Raw genomic sequence first — 19595 nt, 5'->3', positions numbered from 1 at the left:
CAACGAACCGATTTAGAGCGATTCCAAATGTGGCGGGCGCGGCGGATCAACGGGCGCGGCTGAAATCAACAACGTCTGTGTTGCCGCCGCAGACAATGACCGCGACCCGTTCGCCCGCAGCCGGCCGGTAGGCGCCCGACAGGATTGCCGCGAGTGCTGCCGCGCCACCCGGCTCTGCCACGATGCGCAAGGCACGCCAAAGCGTCGCCTGTGTCTCGGCAATCGCGCCGTCGGTAACCAGCACCGTCTGTCGTGCATATTTCCAGACGATCGGAAAGACCCGTTCACCCACGCGTCGCGGCGCCAGTGAATCCGCGGCCAGCCCGCCAGCCTCCGCATCGACCGGATGGCCGGCCTCAAAGGCTCGCGTCAGCGTCGGCGCGGCAAACGGCTCGACGCCAACAACCTTGATGCGGCCGGCGTACCAGGCGGCCAGCCCGGAGATCAGCCCGCCGCCGCCGACCGAGACGAGCAGCGTATCGATCTCAGGCGCCTGGCCCGCGAGCTCGAGGCCGAGCGTTCCCTGTCCCATGATCGTCTCGTTCTGATCGAACGCGTGCACCGGCAATGCGCCGGTTTGTTGCACCCATGTCTCGCTGGCCGCGAGCGCATCGGCATAGCGGTCGCCCCCGATCGTGAGATCGGCGCCGTAACCTTTGATGTGCTCAACCTTCGCCGGCGAACAGATGCCTGGCACGAAGATCTTGGCCGGCTTGCCGAGCTTCATCGCCGCATAGGCGACGGCCGCACCATGATTGCCGCCGGACGCCGCCACCACGCCGGCCTTCGGCACGTCGCGGGTCAGCAAATTGGCGAAAGCGCCGCGCGCCTTGAACGAGCCGGAATGCTGAAGCAGCTCCAGCTTGAGCGTCAGCATATGGCCGGGGAGGCCGAACTCCGCGCCATCGACCTCAACGATCGGCGTTCGCCGGATGAAGGGCCGGATCAGCCGCTCGCATCGGGCGATCATTTCCGGCGTTACGGCATCCGCTGATGCATCCATGGCAACGCGCTCCCAAGGCTCTCTCGATTAACAAGGGTCTCTCGATTGAAAAGGGTCTCGATTAAAGTGTGCTGTCGATCGAAGGCTCCGCCGATCTGGCGCGCGATTGACAGCAATTAGTCATTTAGCTAATTAGCAATATGACTTCTTTCGAGGACGACGTCGAGTCTGCTTTTCGCGCGCTCGCCAGCCAACGGCGGCTGTTGATCCTGGAATGGCTGAAACGGCCGCGGGCACATTTCCGCCCGCAGGTCGACGGCGACCTCGTCAAGGACGGGGTGTGCGGCGTCTTGATCGCCGAAAAGCTCGGCGTCAGCCAGCCCACCGTCAGCGAACATCTGAAAATACTGTCGCAGGCCGGTCTGGTAAGCGCCAAGCGCGTCAAGCAGTGGACGTTCTACAAGCGCGATGAAGCGCGCATCGCCAAGCTGAAAGCCGCCATGCTCGAGAGGATCTGATCCTCGCTGTTGGGCCACGTGCGTGCCGCCACCGGGACCTGCCCTGCCGACATTTTGAGCAGCAAAGCCCGCTCTATCCATTCGACCTTGTCATCGCCAGCGCCTAGGCTTGGCCGGCAGGGAGATGAAGCTGATGCGCGCAATGCTGGACTATTGTACCGGAGGAATTCAGCGAACCGTGCCGGCCGGCACGCTCGTGCTCCATGAGGGCAGCAAGACCGGGCATCTGTTCGTGCTGCTCGAAGGGCGGCTTGAGGTCATCAAGGGCGATAGCGTCGTCGCCGTCCTGACCGAGCCCGGGGCGATGCTGGGCGAAATGTCGGTATTGCTCGAACAGCCTCATACCGCGACCGTGCGCGCCGCCGCCGATTCTGTCGTCTATGAGATCGACGACGCCGCGGCGTTCCTGCGCGACCAACCCGCGGTGGCGCTATTGATCGCGCGCCTGCTGGCGCAACGCCTCAACGTCGCCAACACCTATCTGGCCGACCTGATGCATCAATATGCCGGCCACGGCAATCATCTCTCGATGGTCGGCGAGCTGCTGCAGAGCATGATCAACTTGCCGCCGACAGAGGTCTCGCCAGGTTCGGACCGGCAATCCGACTCGAGACTCTAGCCGCATCCCTCTAGCGGATTTGTCTCAACAGCTTTTTTGCTTGCTCGATTTCGGCGAGGTCTTGCCCGGTATCAAGATCGATCAGGGCTCGCGTCAGCACGTCGGAACCGGCCGCTTCGCGACCGTCGTCTCTGAAGAGATGCGCAAGCCCAAGCGCGCCGCGCAATTCGAAAGTTTTGGTGTGCTGCCCTCGGGCGACCTCAAGGGCCCTTTTGAAAGCGCCCTCCGCCTCACGGACGTTGGTTGGATCATGGCGCAACAGGACCTCGCCCTGAACACGATGCAGTTCGGCGTCCAGCCAATGCTGACCGGACCGTTCCGTCCCGGCGATCAACTCGCGCAAGATCTCCAACGCAGCAGCCGTTTGCCCGGCCGCGGCGTTCGCGATGGCGACCTGCATTCCCCAGAATGGTTCGCATAGGTAACAGTCATTTTCGTGCAGCAAGGTCCAGCCTCGCCCCATTTCGGCAAGCCCGGCCTCTCGGTCGCCGGCGCGCCACTTTGCAAGGCCGGTTAAGTATGTGCCGGCGGCAACATACAACGGCATCGTATGATCGCGGGCGAGAGCAAGCGCCAGGATTGTTTCAGTTTCCTGTAACGCCCCGCCGCAGAGTCCGTCGAAGACCGCCTTGTGCACCAGCGCATTGGCCTGGGACAGCGCGCGCTTTTCGCCCGAGTAGCGCACCGCGTCGGCGGCGAGCCGGCGGGCGCGGTCAATCTGCCCGGTCGGCCAGAGCACCAGGGCGAGAAATCGCATGATGACGAACGGCAGGTCCAGGGTTGACGTCCTGAAGATCTCCAGATCCGGCTCGGAATGATAGGTCGTGAGCGCTTGCTCAAGATGCGTTTTCGCGTTCGAATAGTCGCCGCCGAACCAGCAGGTCGCCCCGTTGGTCCAATGTGCGACGACCGATGACATCGGCGAGTCCGGTCGTCTATTGGCGGCGCTCATGGTTGCATCCGCCAACTCCCACATTGGCCCGATCTCGCCATGGGTCAGACAGGCATTGAACAATCCCGAATAGATCGGCGCCAGCTCATCCGGATCATTGATGTCGGCGGCGAATTGCCGGGCGCGCGTCCATGCGGCCACCGTTTGGGGAGCGCTGTGTCCAAGGTTGCCGCGCAATGCGCGACCATATGCGATTTGAAGGTGAAGCCGGTTCATGGTTTGGCCCGGGTCATCCGGCAACCCATCGGCAATCGCAACCGCCTTGCCGAGATGCGCAATCGCCTCGGTATAGGCGGAGCGCTTCAGCGCCTGCTGGCCTGCCTTGCGCCACCAATCGAGCGCAACCGCGTCGAGTCCCGCTTCGGTGAAGTGATAGGCCACGACTTCCGGCTCGGTCTCGGCGATGGCCGGAAACTGGTCACGCAGGACATCGCCGATATGTTTGTGGAGTACTTGGCGCCGACTCTTGAGCAGACTTTCATATGCCGCTTCCTGGACGAGCGCGTGCTTGAAGCTATAGCTCGCTTCCGGCGGCGTCCCGCGGCGCAACAGCAGTTCGGCCTCTTCCAACTGCCTCAGCGCGATGTTCAGCGTCAGGTCATCGCGCCCCGCCAAACAGCGCAGCAATGTGTATGAGAATTCGCGGCCAATGGCAGCGCCGATCTGTGCGATTTCCTTGACCGGTGCCAACCGGTCAAGGCGCGCCGTCAGCGAGTCCTGCAGCGTCGCTGGAATGGCGAGGGGCGGCAGCGGACGATCAAGGCGAAGGCGTCCGGCATCCTCGACCAGAAGCCCGGATTCCAGGATCGTCTTGGTCAGTTCTTCGATAAACAGCGGGATGCCATCTGTCCTGTCGATGATCTGCCTCATCATTTCGCGGGGCAGCTGTCGACCGACAGTCACCTGTTCGACCAGAGCGCGCGTGTCTTGCCGGTCAAGTCGATCGAGCCGCAGCAGGCTGATATTGGCGAGCCCGGCCCAGGGCGGCTCGAATTCGGGACGGAAGGTCATGAGGGCGAGAATCGGCAAGCCCCTGATCCGGTCGACCGCGAGATCAAACAGCTCAAGTGTGGTGGCGTCGGCCCAGTGCAGGTCCTCGCAGACGATCAGAACCGGTTGTTGCCGGGCCAAACCTTCAAGCTGATCGAGCAGGGCGGCGAACGTCTGTCGCCGCTGTTGCACTGGATTGAGGCCGAGCGGCGGATAGCGCTCGCCCGTCGTGATCGAAAGAAGTGAAGCGATCAACGGCGCCGCATTGGCCACCTGCTGCGTACCAAGTGCAAGCATTGCCTCGAGCTTGTCGAGCTTTTGCTCTGAGGTGTCGTGTGAGCTGATACCTGCGGCGCGCTCGAGCTGGGCAATAAAGGGATGAAGTGCACTGTTGGTATGATAAGGCGAGCACTGATATCGCACCCTGCAGTGTGCCCCCAACGCAGGGTTCTCGCAGAGCGTTGCGACCAGGCGCGATTTTCCGATACCGGCCTCGCCAGAAATCAACACCGCCTGGCCTTGGCCCTGCCACGCCAGTTCCTGTCGCGAGAGCGCGAATTCGATTTCGGCCTTGCGGCCGACAAAGCCCATCGAGCGCGCCGTGCGCACCGCCTCGAAGCGGCTTTCCGACGCTGCTCCACCCTCGACCGCCCAGACCGCGAGAGGTTCGGAGAGGCCCTTCACCTGCCGAAGGCCGAGATCACGGAAAGTGAATAGATCGCCAAGGAGTTCGCGCGTCGATGCTGCAACGATAACCGCGCCAGGTTCAGCAAGGCTCTGGAGCCGGGCTGCGATGTTCGGTGTATCGCCGATCATCGCTTGCTGCTCCGACGCGCATCCGCTGATGAGGTCACCTACCACCACAAGCCCGGTCGCGATGGCTATCCGCACCTCGATTGGTTCGGCGCGTGTTTCGAGCGGCTTTACTGCGGCTATCATGTCGAGCCCGGCCCGCACGGCGCGTTCGGCGTCGTCTTCGTGCGCACGGGGATAGCCAAAATAGGCAAGCACTCCATCGCCCACGAACCTGGCGATACTGCCTTCGTAATTGGCTATGACGTTGGCGCAGGCGGCCCGATAGGCGCGGATCACCTCCCACATGTCCTCGGGATCGAGGCGGGCAGAGAGTTCAGTCGAGCCTACCAAATCGCAGAACATCACCGTGAGGTGGCGTCGCTCGGCGTCGCGCCGATGAGCTTGCTCGCCAACCAGATCAGATTGCTTGAGCTCGGCGATCGCGCGTAGCATCTTGCGGCGATGGCCGAGCAGGACTCCGAGCCTATCGAAGTCGTGGTCCGTCAGCTCGGGAAGAACGCTTAGATCAATGCCGTTCTCGGCAAAGCGCAGCGCGTACTGCCCGAGCCCCAGTTTCTCCAGCCAGTCCGCAATCTCTTGCATGGCTTCACCGACGGTGGGATGGCGGCTTGCCGAATTTGGACTACTGCAGCCGAGATGTTATGCCACTTTTTCCCGTATGGCACGCATCGTTTTGCTGCGATAATTCTTCTGCGGTTTCGAGATACCGAGTCACGTGCTGCGCAACTATGCTGATACGACCGATAGCGTCGGCAAATTGCACGGGAGTCGATGACAAGAATATCTGCTGCTCAGACCAACCGACAACTCGTTGCGGCATATCGGGTTTGCGCTACTAACGTTCGGCAGCGAACAATCGAACGCTTTCTGTGAGACCCTTGAGGGAATGACTACCTTCGTCGTGAAACCTGATGTTTGAGCCTGCGACAAGATCACGGACGGTGTTCGACACCAGAACCTGTCCGGGCTTTGCGATCGTCGCGACACGCGCTGCAATGTGGACCGCGATGCCGCTCAGATCATTGTCGCTCATCTCGACCTCGCCAGTGTGAAGGCCGGCTCTTACCTGCAGCCCCAAAGCTTCAACGCCCTCATTGATGGCCAGAGCGCACCGGATTGACCGAGCCGGCCCGTCAAAGGTTGCCAGGAAGCCGTCTCCCATCGTCCTTACTTCATGCCCTCTATGCCGCGAAATCTCACGCCGCACGAGCGCGTTGTGCCGATCAAGCACATCGTGCCATGCACGATCTCCGATCGTCTCGGCGCGTTTGGTTGAGTTCACAATGTCAGTAAACATAACGGTGGCGAGCACTCGATCAGAGTCGGTCGTGGAACGCGAACCTGTCAGAAACTCCTCAATCTCATCCAATACCCGTTCTGTTTCGCCAGTCCACAACAGGTGATCATTGCCGGGCAGTTCGAGATACTTCGCGTTTGGGATTTGCCGGGCCATGAACCGACCAGCCTCAACGTTGACGCGAACGTCTCCTTGCCGATGAATGATAAAGGTTGGTACTCGGATCGAGGGAAGGATTGGGCGAACATCGATTTCACTGTTCATTCGCATAAGCGCGACAACAGCAGATGGGCTTGCGCCGAGACGTTCAAAACGAGCCCATGATAGCTTGAACGTCTCATCCGATGCTACGCTGGGCGCGAACAAACGGAGACTCTCACCGCTCCCCCAGTTCCTCTCCATGCGTTCCAGGGCGGCGTCGATCTCCTCCGGAGGCAGAACCCAAGAGCGGAAATGGCCATAGGCGCCGTAAAGGACCAACGCTCGGGTGCGCTCTGGATAAGTGGCCGAGAACAGGAGTGACATCGCGCCGCCCTCGGAGATTCCGAAGAGGGCAGCCTGCTTGGAGCCGACCGCATCCATGACCGCACGAACATCATCCATGCGCTCTTCGAGGGTTGGCACACCGACCGTTCTGTCGGAAAGCCCGGTACCGCGCTGGTCGAACATGATCAGGCGGGCGAAAGCCGCCAAGCGTGTCCAAATTCGCGCGCGATAGGGTTCTTCCCAAGCGACGTCGAGATTGGAAATGAAACCAGGGACGAACACGAGGTCTAGCGGCCCTTCGCCAACGACCTGATAAGCGATGCGAACATCACCGCTCTTCGCGTATTGGGTTTTCGGAACCATTGCACATCACTTCACGTATAGTGGCGTGATCGGCTTCGTCGGCCTCCGGTGAGCAGGTGCAATCTAATCTACCAGTTTGCCGCCGTGCACGGAAGCCACCCGCATAGCTGCGCATGCGGTAATCGGCTGCTTACCAGCGAAGCCATCACACACGTCAGCTTTCGATGTTGCTCCGTGCAAGGTCGCGCGGCGATCCGAGGCGTCAGTTTCGTGGCGCAAGCTCCGCGATCGCCCGGTGCGATAGGGCCGCACAGTCCTGACCGTCACAAGCGCTCTTTCCGAACTTCCGCGGTGCTTATCGATGAGGCGAACAGCGGATCGGCGATCTGTCCCAAAGATACAAGCCATGGCGGCACGGTCTCGATCGGCGCCGCCGGCCGCAGCAGCGGCGCGCGCAGGTCGATCCTTTGCGCTTCGCCGGCGGCGATCCAGAACGCCGCGCTCTCATCGAGGTCGATCACGATGCAGACCGGCGGACGGCCGTGCTGCAGGCCAGTGTTGAAGACCCAGGTCGTGCCGAGACGATCAAACCAGGATCCGTCGGGGATGAAAGGCGACTGATGCACGTGGCCCGAGATCACCATCGACGGCTGATACTGCGCGATCCATTGCACCAGCTCCACGTCGCCGAAGAAGCGCTTGCCACCCCAGCTCGTCGGCGAGTTCGCAGGCGGCGCATGATGCACCCAGATCCAGTGTTGCGCCCGCTCGAGCGCGGCGTCGCGAAGCTGGGCTTCGATGCGGCTTTTGACCAGCGGCCCGTCCCACCATGGGCACACCGTGAAGCTGACGTCACCGACGGTCAGGCTGTCGCCGTCGCAGGCGATGCCGAGTTCGCGGACGTCGCCGATCCAGCGCGCGATCTTTTCGCCCTCCGCGCTGCGTTCGTCGAGGTCATGATTGCCCGAGCAGAGAATGACCCGTGTGGTCTGGGACAACAGCGACAGGTATTTCTTCACCACGAGAATCTGCGCGCGGAAATCGACGAACGATCCGATGTCGAGCGCGTCGCCGGCAAAAATCACCACGTCGAATTGCGGAGCTGCCGCGAGCAGCCAGTCGAATTGCGGCAATGAATAATGCAAGTCGGCCACGATCAGGCAGCGCATAATGATCAAATCCAAAGTACCTAGAAACCGGCCATCTGCAGGCGGATGCATTCAGGCATGGTGGATTCGAGCAAGAATTGTGCCGATTCATCGCTTTGAATGCGGTAGACGGGTAGCGGCGGATCGCGCTACCGGCCCGCGAAGTTCACTTTTGCCTGGACGGGCAGCGGAACGGGCAGCCCCAGAGGCGGACTTGGAAGGCTCGCAGGCGGCGCTGTCTTCGGAAGCCGTCCGACGTTCGCAACGATTTCCTTCAAGAGCCCTCTGATGGCGGGCTCGATCTTCGCGCAGATGAGCCAGCAGACCAGGACAAGCATGGCTATGCTGACCCATACCGCCAGGGAGGCATCGAGGCCGGCATCGATCAGGACACGAATGATCGCCGAGCCGGTGACGTTGTGGGTCAGATAGAGCGGATAGGTGATCAGCCCAAGCGTTCGCAAATAAGCCGGTGCTTCAGGGGAAGCGGCGCCGGCAGAGCGCCTGCTTTTGTTTGCAGCGAAGGCAATGAGCAACACCGCCGCAGCCCAAACGAGGATCGGCACAACGGCCGATTGATCCGAGATGGCGGGTATGGCGCTCAAGAGGAAATGTGAAAAATAGTAGATCTCGGCACACCCGGAGAGGCATGTCACGGCCACGGCAATCCGTTCGAGAGCCGCGAGCGGCCTATTCGCGGAAATGAACAGCCAAATTCCAAGCGCGAAGAAGCAGCCATGGTTCAACAACCATGTTGCACCCGGCACCCGAAACATCAGGACGACCCAATAGAGCATGTCAGATTGTAGTGCGCCCGATAGCACTACCATGGAGAAGGCGTTGAACACGGCGCTATAAATGGTGAGACCCCAGGCGAGGTGCCGCAGCGTGACTTTCCTGGTGAGCAGCGTGCAAAACACCATCCCATAAAAGGCCATCTCCGCCGCCAACGTCCAATAGACGGCATCAAGCCATTGACCCCTGATCCCCTTGGGAATGAGCAGCATCGCCTGGAAGTAGGGAAGGAAGAATTCGGATGCCTTCTCGCGCGCAAAGAAAAGCAGAACGAGGAAGCTCAAGGTGGAGCCGACCCATACCGCCGGATAAAGCCGGAGGGCACGGCCGAAAAGAAACTGCTTCGGCGAAGACGTGCTCGCGGAATTCGCGATGACGAAGCCGGAAATGACAAAGAATATTTCAACGCCGACCCAGCCGAACCACGTGAAAGGTGCTGCGTTCGGAAATTGAATGTCGGCGGCGAAAAGATGCTCAAAACCTTGAGGGGCGTTGATTGAAGACCCGGCCCAGGAATAGAACATCAGGTGAAAAACAGCGACGCTGAGGGCAGCCCCGAAGCGCAGCGGATCCAGCAATGAGAAATAGTTCTTCACGGGAATTCATCGCGTTCATGAACAATCCCGTTGCAAGTATTGGATCCCCTCAACACGCTCTGCGACCGATGTCACACATCCCCCGGCCCGGGGTTCGAATGCACGGGCTGGGCAGGCTGGTGGGACACGTGGGAATGGCGCGCGGCGGCGCGAGTGGCGCTGGCTTGTCTGTTTGGCTGCGCCCTGACGAGTTTGCGCCTTAGTCTTCGTTCGCCTTGAAGCGGTTCATCCCCTTCAGCACGAAAGGCGCCAATAGCGCGATCAGCGCAATGGCGAGCAGCGTTGCCGACATCGGGCTCTGCAGCAGCACGATGGGATCGCCGAGGCTGATGGCGAGCGCGCGGCGCAACTGGCTTTCCGCGATCGGGCCGAGGATCAGCCCGACCACGACGGGCGCGATCGGAAAATCGAACCGCCGCATCAGGAAGCCCATCACGCCAAAACCTGCCAGCATCGACAGCTCGACCACCGACGGCTTTGCGGCGATGGTGCCCATCGTCGCGAAGACGAGAATGCCGGCATAGAGCCACGGCTGCGGGATCGCCAGCAGTTTTACCCAGAGGCCGACCAGCGGCAGGTTGAGGACCAGCAGCATGACGTTGGCGATGAACAGGCTCGCGATCAGGCCCCAGACGAGATCGGGCCGTTCGGCGAACAATAGCGGCCCCGGGTTCAGCCCATATTGCTGGAAGCCGGCCAGCATCATCGCGGCGGTTGCCGAGGTCGGCAGCCCGAGCGTCAAGAGCGGCACCAAGGTGCCGGCGGCGGAGGCGTTGTTGGCGGCTTCCGGCCCGGCGACGCCTTCGATCGCGCCCTTGCCGAATTCCTCCGGATGTTTGGTCAGCCGCTTCTCGGTCGAATAGGACAGGAAGGTTGGAATTTCCGCGCCGCCTGCGGGCAGCGCGCCGATCGGAAAGCCGAACATCGTGCCGCGCAGCCACGCCTTCCACGACCGCTTCCAGTCCTCCATCGTCATCCATAGCGAGCCGCGCACCGGCTCGATCTTTTCCTCGGCGTGATGGCGGCGCGAGGCGACGTAAAGCGCTTCGCCGACCGCGAACAGGCCGACCGCCAGCGTCGTCACCTCGACGCCGTCGAGCAATTCCGGCACGCCGAAGGCGAGCCGCGCCTGGCCGGTGAGCTTGTCGATGCCGATCAGCCCGAGCGTCAGCCCGATGAACAGGCTGGTCAGTCCGCGGATCGGGGAATCGCCGAAGGTCGCCGACACCGTGACGAAGGCGACGCACATCAGCGCGAAATAATCCTCAGGGCCGAAGCGCACCGCGAAATCCACCAGCCACGGTGCGAGAAAGGCGAGGCCGATGGTGGCGATGGTGCCGGCGACGAACGAGCCGATCGCTGAGGTCGCCAGCGCCGGGCCGCCGCGGCCAGCCTTCGCCATCTTGTTACCCTCGAGCGCGGTCGCCATCGATGCGCTCTCGCCGGGCGTGTTGATGAGAATGGCGGTGGTCGATCCGCCATACATGCCGCCGTAATAAATCCCTGCGAACATGATCAGGGAGCCGCCGGGATCGAGCTTGTAGGTCACCGGCAGCAGCAACGCGACGGTGAGCGCCGGGCCGATGCCGGGCAGCACGCCGACGGCGGTGCCGAGGAACACGCCGATCAGCGCATAGAGCAGGTTCATCGGCTGCACGGCGACGGCCATGCCATGCGCGAGGGCGGCAAAGGTTTCCATTACAGCAATCTTTCCAGAGGGCCGGCGGGCAAGCTCAGCGTCAGCAGCCGATCGAACGCGAGATAGACCAGCGTGCTCATCACAAGCGCGATGGCGGCATCCGTCAGGATGGCGCGCCGCCCGAACGCCGCCGACGTCGCAACGAACAGCACTGATGTCGCGAGGATGAAGCCGCCACCAAGGCCGATGATGGCGATCAATAGCGCCAGGCCGCCGAGGATCAGCAGCACGGGTTTGGGATCGGCGCTCTCGCGCGGCGGCAAGTTGCCGCGCAAGGCATCAATCAAATTGCCGATCGCGAGCAGGCCGAGACCTGTGGCGACGACGACCGGCATCGCCTCGGGCCCCATGCCGTACATCGAGGTGGACGCCAGCTTGCTGGCGTCCCAGACCAGCACCACCGCGAGCACCGCGAGCGCCGCTGCAATGACGAGACCGGCGGGATCGATGCGCCGCGGAGCCGGCGCGTCGCTGGAAGCGTTGTCGGTCATGACTTGACGAGGCCGACCGACTTCAGCACATCGGTGACGCGGACCGTTTCCTTCTTCAGGAAGTCGGCGAATGCGTCGCCGCCGAGATAGGCGTCTTCCCAGCCCTTCTGCTTGAGGATCTCCTTCCAGGCATCGGACTGGACCATCTTCTCCACGGCATCGCTCAGCACCTTGCGCTGTTCCGGCGTGATGCCGGGAGGCGCGACCACCGAGCGCCAATTGGCGATCACGAGGTCGATCCCCTGTTCCTTGAACGTCGGAATGTCGCTGCCCGGGATGCGCTTCTCCGAGGTCACGCCGAGCGCGCGCAATTTGCCCGACTTGATCTGGCCTTCATATTCGGAGAGGCCCGAAATGCCGGCGGTGACCTTGCCGCCGAGAATGGCCGCCAGCGACTCGCCGCCGCCGGAGAAGGGAATGTAGTTGATCTTCTTGGCATCGGCGCCGATCGTTCCGGCAAACAGCGCCGCCATCACATGGTCGACGCCGCCGGCCGAGCCGCCGGCAAAGGTGACTTTTGCGATGTCGGCCTTCACGGCGTTGGCAAGGTCCTGCGCGGTCTTGAGCGGCGAATTCGCCGGCACCACGATGACCTGAATTTCCTCGGTGAGGCGCGCAATCGGCGTCACCTGCTCGAGTGTCACCGGCGACTTGTTCATGGCGAGCGCGCCCACCATGACGAAGCCGTTCACCATCATCTGGTTACCGTCGCCCTTGGCGCCGTTGACGAACTGCGCGATGCCGACACTGCCGCCGGCACCCGCCACGTTGGTGACCTGGACGCTGCGGGCGATCTTGGCGGCGACGAGGGCCTGCTGCATCGAGCGCGCAGTCTGATCCCATCCGCCGCCGGGTGCCGCGGGCGCCATGATCTTGAGCTCGAGCTGCTGCGAGAGGGCAGGGCTGGCTGCAAGCGCCAACGCAACGACCGCGCCGAACAGGCGCGTTTTAAACGGCATCATGGGGTTTCCTCCAGGCTCACACAGCGCATCTGTGTGTCAATTCGCCGCATATCATCCGGAAATGCCGCCGCTGTCCAGACGGACCTTTGCGCCTTCGAACCGGGGCCAGGAATTTTTCGCTAAGATTTTGAAGCGCGTGCGCCTTTGGCCTTCGGTATTTCCCTCGACTGAAAGTGCAGCGACAATTGCGCGGCGCAGGTCCGAAGCGGGCCTGCTGAGCCGCCGCTACCCGAACCCTCCCCGCAAGCGGAAGAAGGAGCGCGCCTTCTTGGTAGCCGCGATGAGTCAGGCCCGCGCGACCGCGTGGGGAAACACGATCTCGATCAGCGTGCCGGAGCGGCCGCCGGTCTTGATCTGGAATTTGGCGCGGTTGGCTTCGACGAGCGCCTTGGTCAGCGACAGGCTGACCGCTGAACTCTCCGATTGATCCGACGGCGCCCGGGTGCGGAACGGCTCAAGCGCCGCGGCCACCTCATTGTCGTTGAGGCCGTTGCCGGTGTCGCGGACCCGCAGCATCACCTCGCCGAAATCCGACAGAGCGGTGGAGACGATGACCTGGCCGCCGGCATTGGCGAGATGGATCGAATTGCCGATCAGGTTGAGCGTGATCTGGCGCAGCGCCCGCGCATCCGCGACGACCGGCGGCAGCGAATGCCCAAGCGAAGTGCGGATGATGATGCGCTCGCGATTGGCCTGCGGCTGCATCACGGCGACGCAGCTCTCCACCATCTCGTTGAGGTTCTGGTGGGTGAAGGCGAGATCGAGCCTGCCGGTTTCGATCCTGGAGATATCGAGCAGGTCGTTGATGATGGCGATCACGCACTCGCCGGAGGCGCGGATGTCCTTCATATATTCGCGGTAGCGCTCGTTGCCGAGCGCGCCGAAGCGCTCGCCGATCATCACTTCGGAGAAGCCGATGATCGCGTTCAGCGGCGTCCGCACCTCGTGGCTGATCCGCGCCAGCACGTCGGCCTTGGCGTTGGCGGCGCGTTCGGCGAGCCGCCGCGCCTCGCGCAATTCGCTCTCGGTCTTCTTGGCCTGCGACAGATCGCGGAATACCGCGAAGAAGTTCGGACCATCGGCGCGCGTGCGACCCATGGTCATTGACAGCGCAATGATGCCGCCCTTGGCCTCGCGGCCCAGCACCTCCCGGCCCTGCTCCAAGAGGCTCTCGACGCCGGAGGCCTTGATGCCGGCGAGATATTCGAACACAGCGTGCTGGCTTTCGGGCGCGAAGAGATCGGCGAGGTTGCGCTGCACGAGCTCGCTGCCGTCGTGGCCGAACAGCGCTTCGGCGCTGCGGTTGGCCGCGTTGATATTGCCCTCGGCGTCGAACATCACGATGCCTTCGGCCGTGGTGTCGAGGATGGCGGCGAGTTCTTCGGCGTTGGCGTGGCCGACATCGGAGGGCGGGACGATTTCGGGCGCGGCTGCGGGCTCTGCTTGCGCGAGCGCGGCCGCGACCGCCGCGGCCTCATGGCGCGTGCCCGAGAAGATCAGGGCGAGCGCGGAATCGCCGTCCCATGAAATCGTGTAAAGGCGGGCCTCTGCCGCCGTTGACGGCGCGTCGGCGTCCACCGGCGCGCTTGCGGAAATCGTCACGGGACGGCCGGTATCCGACGTCGAGGGCGCATTCGATGCACCAGCTTCGACATAGAGCGCGTCGAGCCCGCCGGCATCTTCCAGCGCATGCAGGTTCGGATAGCCCATCTGTGTCAGGAAGGCGGGATTGGCATAGAGCAGGCGGTCGAGCCGGTAGATCAGGATGCCGACCGGCAGCAGATCAAGCAGCGCCTTGTCGCGTGAGGGCTCGCCATGCGCCGGCGGCTCTGGCGGCGCCAGCCATTCGGGCGGCGCGCTGGCTGCTTCGCGCGCCGATGGTTCGAAGGTGGCTTGTTCGCCGGCGCTTGCCGGGCCCGTCTCTTGGCCGTTCTCGGTGTCGAGCCGCGCCGATAATTGACGCGCCAGTTCGTCGAACGCATTGTTCTCGACCGGCGTCAGCGCTAGCGACTTGGTATCGCCGGGCATGCGGAACGGCAGGATGTTTCCGACAGCGTCTGCCGGCAATTCGGCTGTGGCTTCGGTCGAACTATTCATGACGCTTTCCTTGACGTCTTGCTCGACGCTGTCCTCGATACTTTCCTTGACGCTTTCGTTGGGAGGTTCCACGGGCGTCTCCAGATTTTCCTGGTGTGAAGTTGCGGCAGCGCTCGGCTCGGGCAATTCGTCGTGCGATGGTGATGGTGCCTCGATGGGCTCCGCCGCTGTAGCAGCGGGCGCTTCCTGCGGCGTCATCAACTCGCCGGATAATTCGGCAAGGCGTCGGGCGGCAAGCCGCGCCAGCGCATCGAAATCGCGGCAGACGCCAAAGCCCCGGTAGCCGATGAAGTTTCGCAGCCCGTCGAAGACAGGCAATCCCGACAGCTCCACCGGCAGCGTGCCGCCGCCATCGACCGGCCAGTTCAGCGTGACGCCGCTCCAGGTCGCCCCCGTCGCAAACGCCTTCACGATTCGCCCCTCGGGATCGAAGCCGAAGGTTTCGGCGATGTCGCGCCAGGGACGGCCGAACGCGGCCGTGGTGCGCGGGCCGATCAGTCCGGTGAATTCGTCGGTGCCCAGCGTGAAGCGGCCTTCCTTGTCCATCTGCCAGGTGAAGCGCAGCGGCAGGCGGCGCCCCTGTGCGGTGTGGCCGGCGAAAGCCTCAAGCTTGAATGTTTCGAGCGCAGGCGACGGCAGGGGTATGTCGGCTTCGGCCGCGGCGGGCTTCTCTGTAGCGGAAGATTCCTCAGCCGTCTCAGGCTCGGCCAGCGCGTCGAACAGCGTAAAGGCGGCAGGCGTCTCGCACGATGGCGCCGGCTGCCGGACTTCCGGAGCCGGCGGCGCCGCCGGTTGCTCGGCAACGGGCACGGCGGGCGCGCCTGTCGGCAAGGTCGCCTCTGATGATGCGGCCGCCCGCGGTATTTCGTCCTCGGGCGGTTGATAAATCGGCGCCGGCCGCGGCGCCATCAGCGCGATATTGCCGGCGGCGATCAGGACGCCGTGACTGCCGTCTGGAAAATCGAACCGCGAGCAGCCGCAGGTCGCGAGCATGCCGGGCGCTGCGCCAAATCCCCGCAGGCGCTCCAGGCGGATGGCGCCGCTGGCGAGCAGCCGGCCGGCGAGCCGCGCGATCTGGCGCCGGTGCTGGTCGGCCGGACCAAAATTTCGCTCAGTGAGGGCCGCCGCGCTGGTAGCCCCGAACACGCGGACGCCGGCTGCGTTGGCCCAAAGAATTCGCCGGCCGTCGGCGCTCCACAACCATGCGGGCAGGCGGCTCGCCGCATAGGCCGCCAATCGCGGATCGCTCTGCGCCCGCCACTGAAATTCCGCGTCCTTCATCGCTTGCTACATCACCGTCCGGCATCACATCGGCAGCCAGAACGCCGACAGGGTTAAGGCTTCGTTAGTATCGCAAGCTGGCCGCGGCAGGTCCACGGGCCCGGCTAGCTGTTGGTAACCTTAGCCGAGGATAACCTTAACCCCGCCGCATCAGCCGCAACCGCTGGACCCTTCCGCGGGGTATTGCGTTGGGTGGGTTGCACGCCAGCGCCAGGGACCACGGTCGGAAGAACTATCCCGGCGCCGCATCCGATTCGGAGCGGCGCCCGCGGCGGTATTGGACGCAATCCAGAAAGGAGCACGCCGTGAGAGAGGATATGCAAGGCCGTTTCGAGATGCCCAAGGAGATGCGGGCGATGGCGGAAGCGAGCTTCGAGCAAGCCCGCCAGACCTTTGAAAAATTCGCCGCCTCCGCCCAGGCCGTGGCCGGCTCCCTCGAGGAGCGCAACGCCACCATCCGCGCCGGCGCCCGGGACGTCAGCCAAATAACGATCGTCAATGCCGAGCGAAACGTGCGGGCTTCGCTTGATTATGCGCAGTCGCTGCTCAAGGCCAAGGATCTGGCCGAGGTGCTCCGGCTGCAGGGCGAATACGTGCAGACTCAAATGCGCTCGCTGGCCGAGCAGGCGGCCGAAATGGGCCAGCTCGTCGGCAAGGCCGCACTCGACGCGGCCAAGCCAAAACACTGACCAGCAAGGCCGCAACCGCTGGGGATCTCGGATGGAACCGGCATCCGGAACGAGAATAATGTTGCGACGCGTCACAAACTCCGTTGCGTTGCACAAATTTGACATGATATGGGTGCTTATTAGGCAAGCCCGTGGATGGGCACTTCCGTGAATGCGTGTGTACGTGAACCCTCTCGGCCGCTTGTCTGCCCGCGTCCGCGAGGGGGAATATCGTTTAACCCCGTTGTGAAGGATGCAAGCCGTGACCAGCTCCACCGATCCCTTCTCTGCCTCCATCATCCCCTTCGAAGTGCCCGAGCAGATGCGCGCGCTCGCTGAAAAGGGCGTCTCGCAGGCCCGCGACAGCTACGCCAAGTTCAAGGACGCTGCCGAGACCCATAACGGCACCATCGAGGCCGTATTCACCTCGGCCAGCAAAGGCGCCAGCGAGTACAACGCCAAGCTGATCGAGTTCTTCAAGGCCAACACCTCGTCCTCGCTCGATTTCGCGCAGGAGCTGTTCGGCGTGAAGACCCCGGCCGCGGCGCTCGAGCTGTGGACCTCGCACGCCCGCAAGCAGTACGAGACCTTGACCACCCAGGCCAAGGAGCTCGCCGAGCTCGGCCAGAAGGTCGCGAGCGAGACCGTTGAGCCGATCAAGGCCTCCGCCGCGAAGTACTACAAGCCTGCCGCCTGATCGCTTGGGATATGAACTCTGAAAAAGCCCGGGCGAAACGGCCCGGGCTTTTTGCTTGCCCGGGGCCGGTCACCGCCCCCGCGGACGGTTCGCAAAAATGAACGCAAAATGCCTCGCCGGCGACCATTATGTGTGACGCGGCGCACTTGCCAAAGCGAGGCGTTGCACCTAGTTTCCGGCCCATTCGCGGGGCCCTTTTCGGAGCCCCCGCGCTAGGGATGCAGTTGTAGCTCAGTTGGTTAGAGCGCCTGTCTGTGGAACAGGAGGTCGGTGGTTCGAGCCCACCCAACTGTACCAGCTTTCACCCCACGGGAATGACCGCCCAGACCCGAACCGCCGCGACACTTGTGCTGTGGCGCGCCGTCCACCCGTGCTTGCGAATCCTTCGCCATTCACCCACAATTCTGCCAAACTTTGGGCTGGGGGGATTTGATGACGATCTTTCGGGCAGGGATTTTCCAGGTCGGATTGTTTTTGGCCGCCATACTGTCGGTCTCGGTCGGGCCTGCCGCGGCGCAGTCCTATACCGCCGAACAGCAGCAGGCCTGCACGGGCGATGCGTTCCGCCTTTGCAGTTCGGACATTCCCGACGTTGAGCGTGTCACCGCCTGCATGATCAGGAACAAGTCGCAACTCTCGCCGCCCTGCCGCGCGCAGTTCAGGCCGGGACCGGAACCGGGTGAAGTTTCGGCTAGGTCAGCGGGCCGCCCGACGGTGATCCGTCCGGCAACGCCGCGCAAGGCGGTGAGCGCCAAGCCGCGCAAGAAGAAGCCGGCGAAACCGGCGGCGTGACGGACATCACGAGCTTTCACGGTTTCGTTCGCGGCGAACGGACGCCTTGTTTGCCGCCTCGGCAATGAACATCTTCTCAGGCAAGAGGAGAGGGAGTTCATTGAGTAACCACCAGAAGGAGCTCGACCGGCACTTTGCGTGGTTCGAGAAGAAGCTGCCGTCGGGGCCATCGAAGTTCGTCGGCTGGGTGCGCAAGCCGTCGTCGTTCTATGTGCGCATTCCGCTTGCGCTTCTACTCGTCGCGGGCGGCTGTTTCAGCTTCCTGCCGGTGCTCGGGCTCTGGATGCTGCCGCTCGGACTCCTTTTGTTCGCGCAGGATGTGCCGCCGCTGCAGAAGCCGCTGGCGCAGGGACTGGGCTGGATCGAGCGCAAATGGTTGGAACGTCAGCGCGTGAAGTTCGAACGCGAGCGCGCAAAAAGCGCGCAGTGAGCCGGGCAGAACAGGCTTTGCCGATTTCCGTTTCGCCCTGTCCGTGATTGCGCGGTGTGACTCAAAAACCAGCCTTATTGGCAATTAAGTGGCTTCATCGCGGCGCCCGATAAATTTTTCTTTCACGAATCAGCGCGGTGATTCATTTTCGGCTTCTGGGGTCAACTGGAGGCCAAGGTATGAACGTAATTGTTTTTGCATCACGTAAAGGGGGGTCGGGAAAAAGTACCCTGGCTGCTCACCTCGCTGCCCATGTTCACAAGGCGACTAAACCTATACTGCTCGTCGATGCCGATCCACAGGGCTCGCTCACGCTGTGGCATAAATTGCGCGGCACCAATGAGCCGCCGATCAAGGCTGCGGTGAATTCCGTCAGCGGCATCGTCGCGGCCGCCAAGCGCGACGGCGTCGAATGGGTGTTCATCGACACGCCGCCGAACCTGTCGGCCGTCGTCGACGACGCAATCCGCAATGCAACCATGGTGATCATTCCGGCGCGGCCCGGCGTGTTCGACGTCAACGCGGTGCAGGAAACGATTCAAACCTGCCGCTCGGCGCGCAAGCCCTACGCTGTCGTGATCAACGGCGCCCCCGCCGAACGTGACGGCGTCGAGAGCCGCATCGTCACCATCGCGCGCGAAGCGTTGGCGAAATTCCGCGCTCCCGTTTGGAGCGGCCAGATCACCAACCGCGCCGACCTGTTGATGGCGCTGAGCCAGGGCGAAGGTGCCCGCGAATATTACGCCGAAGGCCGCGCCGCGGCGGAGATCTCGAGGCTCTGGGGCGCGATCGAACGTTCGATCAAGGCGATCCGCGGAACGGCGTCGGCATCGGGCGCCATGCACAAGCAGGCGGCGTAACAACGCCGCTTGTCTTTTCGGACTGTTGAAGACGCGCGGCGCTCCGCGCGTTTTTCTTTTGGTGGGGGCTGCAGAAACTATCGGCGTCATTGCGCGCGAAGCGAAGCAATCCATCTTTCCCCGCGGGGAGAGATCGATTGCTTCGTCGCTTCAGC

16 protein-coding genes and 1 tRNA gene are annotated in these 19595 nt (G+C 63.0%); 8 read left to right on the top strand and 9 right to left on the bottom strand.

Annotated features, from left to right (window positions below):
- Window positions 1-46: 46 nt before the first annotated feature.
- On the bottom strand, window positions 47-1003 hold the full coding sequence (locus QA643_RS34765; protein WP_283030153.1) for a threonine/serine dehydratase: 957 nt from the start codon (window positions 1001-1003) through the stop codon (window positions 47-49).
- Window positions 1004-1143: 140 nt separating this feature from the next.
- Between QA643_RS34765 and QA643_RS34760 the strand changes: the two genes are divergently transcribed.
- Window positions 1144-1461 (top strand): metalloregulator ArsR/SmtB family transcription factor, encoded by a 318-nt coding sequence (locus tag QA643_RS34760; RefSeq protein WP_283030152.1) that lies wholly within the window; start codon window positions 1144-1146, stop codon window positions 1459-1461.
- A 133-nt stretch (window positions 1462-1594) separates the two neighbouring features.
- Window positions 1595-2080 carry a cyclic nucleotide-binding domain-containing protein gene (locus QA643_RS34755; protein ID WP_283030151.1) on the top strand — a complete coding sequence of 162 codons (486 nt, stop codon included), beginning with the start codon at window positions 1595-1597 and terminating at the stop codon, window positions 2078-2080.
- Between the two features lie 10 nt (window positions 2081-2090).
- Here QA643_RS34755 and QA643_RS34750 read toward each other — a convergent pair whose 3' ends face one another.
- The 8 genes from QA643_RS34750 to QA643_RS34715 form a co-directional block, all read right to left on the bottom strand.
- Window positions 2091-5420, bottom strand: a complete 3330-nt coding sequence (locus QA643_RS34750; RefSeq protein ID WP_283030150.1) for an adenylate/guanylate cyclase domain-containing protein — start codon at window positions 5418-5420, stop codon at window positions 2091-2093.
- A gap of 253 nt (window positions 5421-5673) precedes the next feature.
- Complete coding sequence (locus tag QA643_RS34745; RefSeq protein ID WP_283030149.1) at window positions 5674-6984, bottom strand: adenylate/guanylate cyclase domain-containing protein; 1311 nt, start codon at window positions 6982-6984, stop codon at window positions 5674-5676.
- 263 nt (window positions 6985-7247) lie between these two features.
- On the bottom strand, window positions 7248-8093 hold the full coding sequence (locus QA643_RS34740; protein ID WP_283030148.1) for a metallophosphoesterase family protein: 846 nt from the start codon (window positions 8091-8093) through the stop codon (window positions 7248-7250).
- Between the two features lie 128 nt (window positions 8094-8221).
- On the bottom strand, window positions 8222-9463 hold the full coding sequence (locus QA643_RS34735) for an acyltransferase (protein ID WP_283030147.1): 1242 nt from the start codon (window positions 9461-9463) through the stop codon (window positions 8222-8224).
- 199 nt (window positions 9464-9662) lie between these two features.
- Complete coding sequence (locus QA643_RS34730; RefSeq protein WP_283030146.1) at window positions 9663-11162, bottom strand: tripartite tricarboxylate transporter permease; 1500 nt, start codon at window positions 11160-11162, stop codon at window positions 9663-9665.
- Window positions 11162-11653 (bottom strand): tripartite tricarboxylate transporter TctB family protein, encoded by a 492-nt coding sequence (locus QA643_RS34725; RefSeq protein ID WP_283030145.1) that lies wholly within the window; start codon window positions 11651-11653, stop codon window positions 11162-11164. The genes QA643_RS34730 and QA643_RS34725 overlap by 1 nt, the downstream gene beginning before the upstream one ends.
- The gene (locus QA643_RS34720; RefSeq protein WP_283030144.1) at window positions 11650-12615 is read right to left on the bottom strand and encodes a tripartite tricarboxylate transporter substrate-binding protein; all 966 of its coding nucleotides are present in this window, start codon (window positions 12613-12615) and stop codon (window positions 11650-11652) included. The genes QA643_RS34725 and QA643_RS34720 overlap by 4 nt, the downstream gene beginning before the upstream one ends.
- A gap of 285 nt (window positions 12616-12900) precedes the next feature.
- A complete protein-coding gene (locus tag QA643_RS34715; RefSeq protein ID WP_283030143.1) occupies window positions 12901-15993 on the bottom strand; it encodes a PAS domain-containing protein in 3093 nt (1030 codons plus the stop codon).
- 356 nt (window positions 15994-16349) lie between these two features.
- Here QA643_RS34715 and QA643_RS34710 point away from each other — a divergent pair, with 356 nt between their 5' ends.
- The 6 genes from QA643_RS34710 to QA643_RS34685 all read left to right on the top strand — a co-directional run bounded on the left by QA643_RS34710 (window position 16350) and on the right by QA643_RS34685 (window position 19440).
- Entirely contained in the window at window positions 16350-16682 is a 333-nt protein-coding gene (locus tag QA643_RS34710) for a phasin family protein (protein WP_283030142.1), read from the top strand.
- 241 nt (window positions 16683-16923) lie between these two features.
- Complete coding sequence (locus QA643_RS34705; RefSeq protein ID WP_283030141.1) at window positions 16924-17358, top strand: phasin; 435 nt, start codon at window positions 16924-16926, stop codon at window positions 17356-17358.
- Between the two features lie 220 nt (window positions 17359-17578).
- Window positions 17579-17655, top strand: a tRNA-His gene (locus QA643_RS34700).
- 135 nt (window positions 17656-17790) lie between these two features.
- Complete coding sequence (locus QA643_RS34695) at window positions 17791-18150, top strand: hypothetical protein (protein ID WP_283030140.1); 360 nt, start codon at window positions 17791-17793, stop codon at window positions 18148-18150.
- A 64-nt stretch (window positions 18151-18214) separates the two neighbouring features.
- A complete protein-coding gene (locus QA643_RS34690) occupies window positions 18215-18580 on the top strand; it encodes a hypothetical protein (protein WP_283035032.1) in 366 nt (121 codons plus the stop codon).
- A gap of 179 nt (window positions 18581-18759) precedes the next feature.
- Entirely contained in the window at window positions 18760-19440 is a 681-nt protein-coding gene (locus QA643_RS34685; RefSeq protein WP_283030139.1) for a ParA family protein, read from the top strand.
- Window positions 19441-19595: the final 155 nt, after the last annotated feature.

Origin of the sequence: Bradyrhizobium sp. CB3481 (genome assembly GCF_029714305.1) — a bacterium.
Classification (GTDB): domain Bacteria; phylum Pseudomonadota; class Alphaproteobacteria; order Rhizobiales; family Xanthobacteraceae; genus Bradyrhizobium.
The sequence above is the reverse complement of the archived record's forward strand: the minus strand, read 5'-3'. Positions and strand labels throughout refer to the sequence as shown.

What these genes read in the sequence shown, in the direction of transcription:
- QA643_RS34695 (WP_283030140.1), top strand. Translation starts at nt 17,791, where the DNA reads ATGACGATCTTTCGGGCAGGGATTTTCCAGGTCGGATTGTTTTTGGCC.
- QA643_RS34755 (WP_283030151.1), top strand. Translation starts at nt 1,595, where the DNA reads ATGCGCGCAATGCTGGACTATTGTACCGGAGGAATTCAGCGAACCGTG.
- QA643_RS34745 (WP_283030149.1), bottom strand. Translation starts at nt 6,984, where the DNA reads ATGGTTCCGAAAACCCAATACGCGAAGAGCGGTGATGTTCGCATCGCT.
- QA643_RS34690 (WP_283035032.1), top strand. Translation starts at nt 18,215, where the DNA reads ATGAACATCTTCTCAGGCAAGAGGAGAGGGAGTTCATTGAGTAACCAC.
- QA643_RS34710 (WP_283030142.1), top strand. Translation starts at nt 16,350, where the DNA reads ATGGCGGAAGCGAGCTTCGAGCAAGCCCGCCAGACCTTTGAAAAATTC.
- QA643_RS34730 (WP_283030146.1), bottom strand. Translation starts at nt 11,162, where the DNA reads ATGGAAACCTTTGCCGCCCTCGCGCATGGCATGGCCGTCGCCGTGCAG.
- QA643_RS34750 (WP_283030150.1), bottom strand. Translation starts at nt 5,420, where the DNA reads ATGCAAGAGATTGCGGACTGGCTGGAGAAACTGGGGCTCGGGCAGTAC.
- QA643_RS34765 (WP_283030153.1), bottom strand. Translation starts at nt 1,003, where the DNA reads ATGGATGCATCAGCGGATGCCGTAACGCCGGAAATGATCGCCCGATGC.
- QA643_RS34715 (WP_283030143.1), bottom strand. Translation starts at nt 15,993, where the DNA reads ATGAAGGACGCGGAATTTCAGTGGCGGGCGCAGAGCGATCCGCGATTG.
- QA643_RS34760 (WP_283030152.1), top strand. Translation starts at nt 1,144, where the DNA reads ATGACTTCTTTCGAGGACGACGTCGAGTCTGCTTTTCGCGCGCTCGCC.
- QA643_RS34720 (WP_283030144.1), bottom strand. Translation starts at nt 12,615, where the DNA reads ATGATGCCGTTTAAAACGCGCCTGTTCGGCGCGGTCGTTGCGTTGGCG.
- QA643_RS34725 (WP_283030145.1), bottom strand. Translation starts at nt 11,653, where the DNA reads ATGACCGACAACGCTTCCAGCGACGCGCCGGCTCCGCGGCGCATCGAT.
- QA643_RS34685 (WP_283030139.1), top strand. Translation starts at nt 18,760, where the DNA reads ATGAACGTAATTGTTTTTGCATCACGTAAAGGGGGGTCGGGAAAAAGT.
- QA643_RS34740 (WP_283030148.1), bottom strand. Translation starts at nt 8,093, where the DNA reads ATGCGCTGCCTGATCGTGGCCGACTTGCATTATTCATTGCCGCAATTC.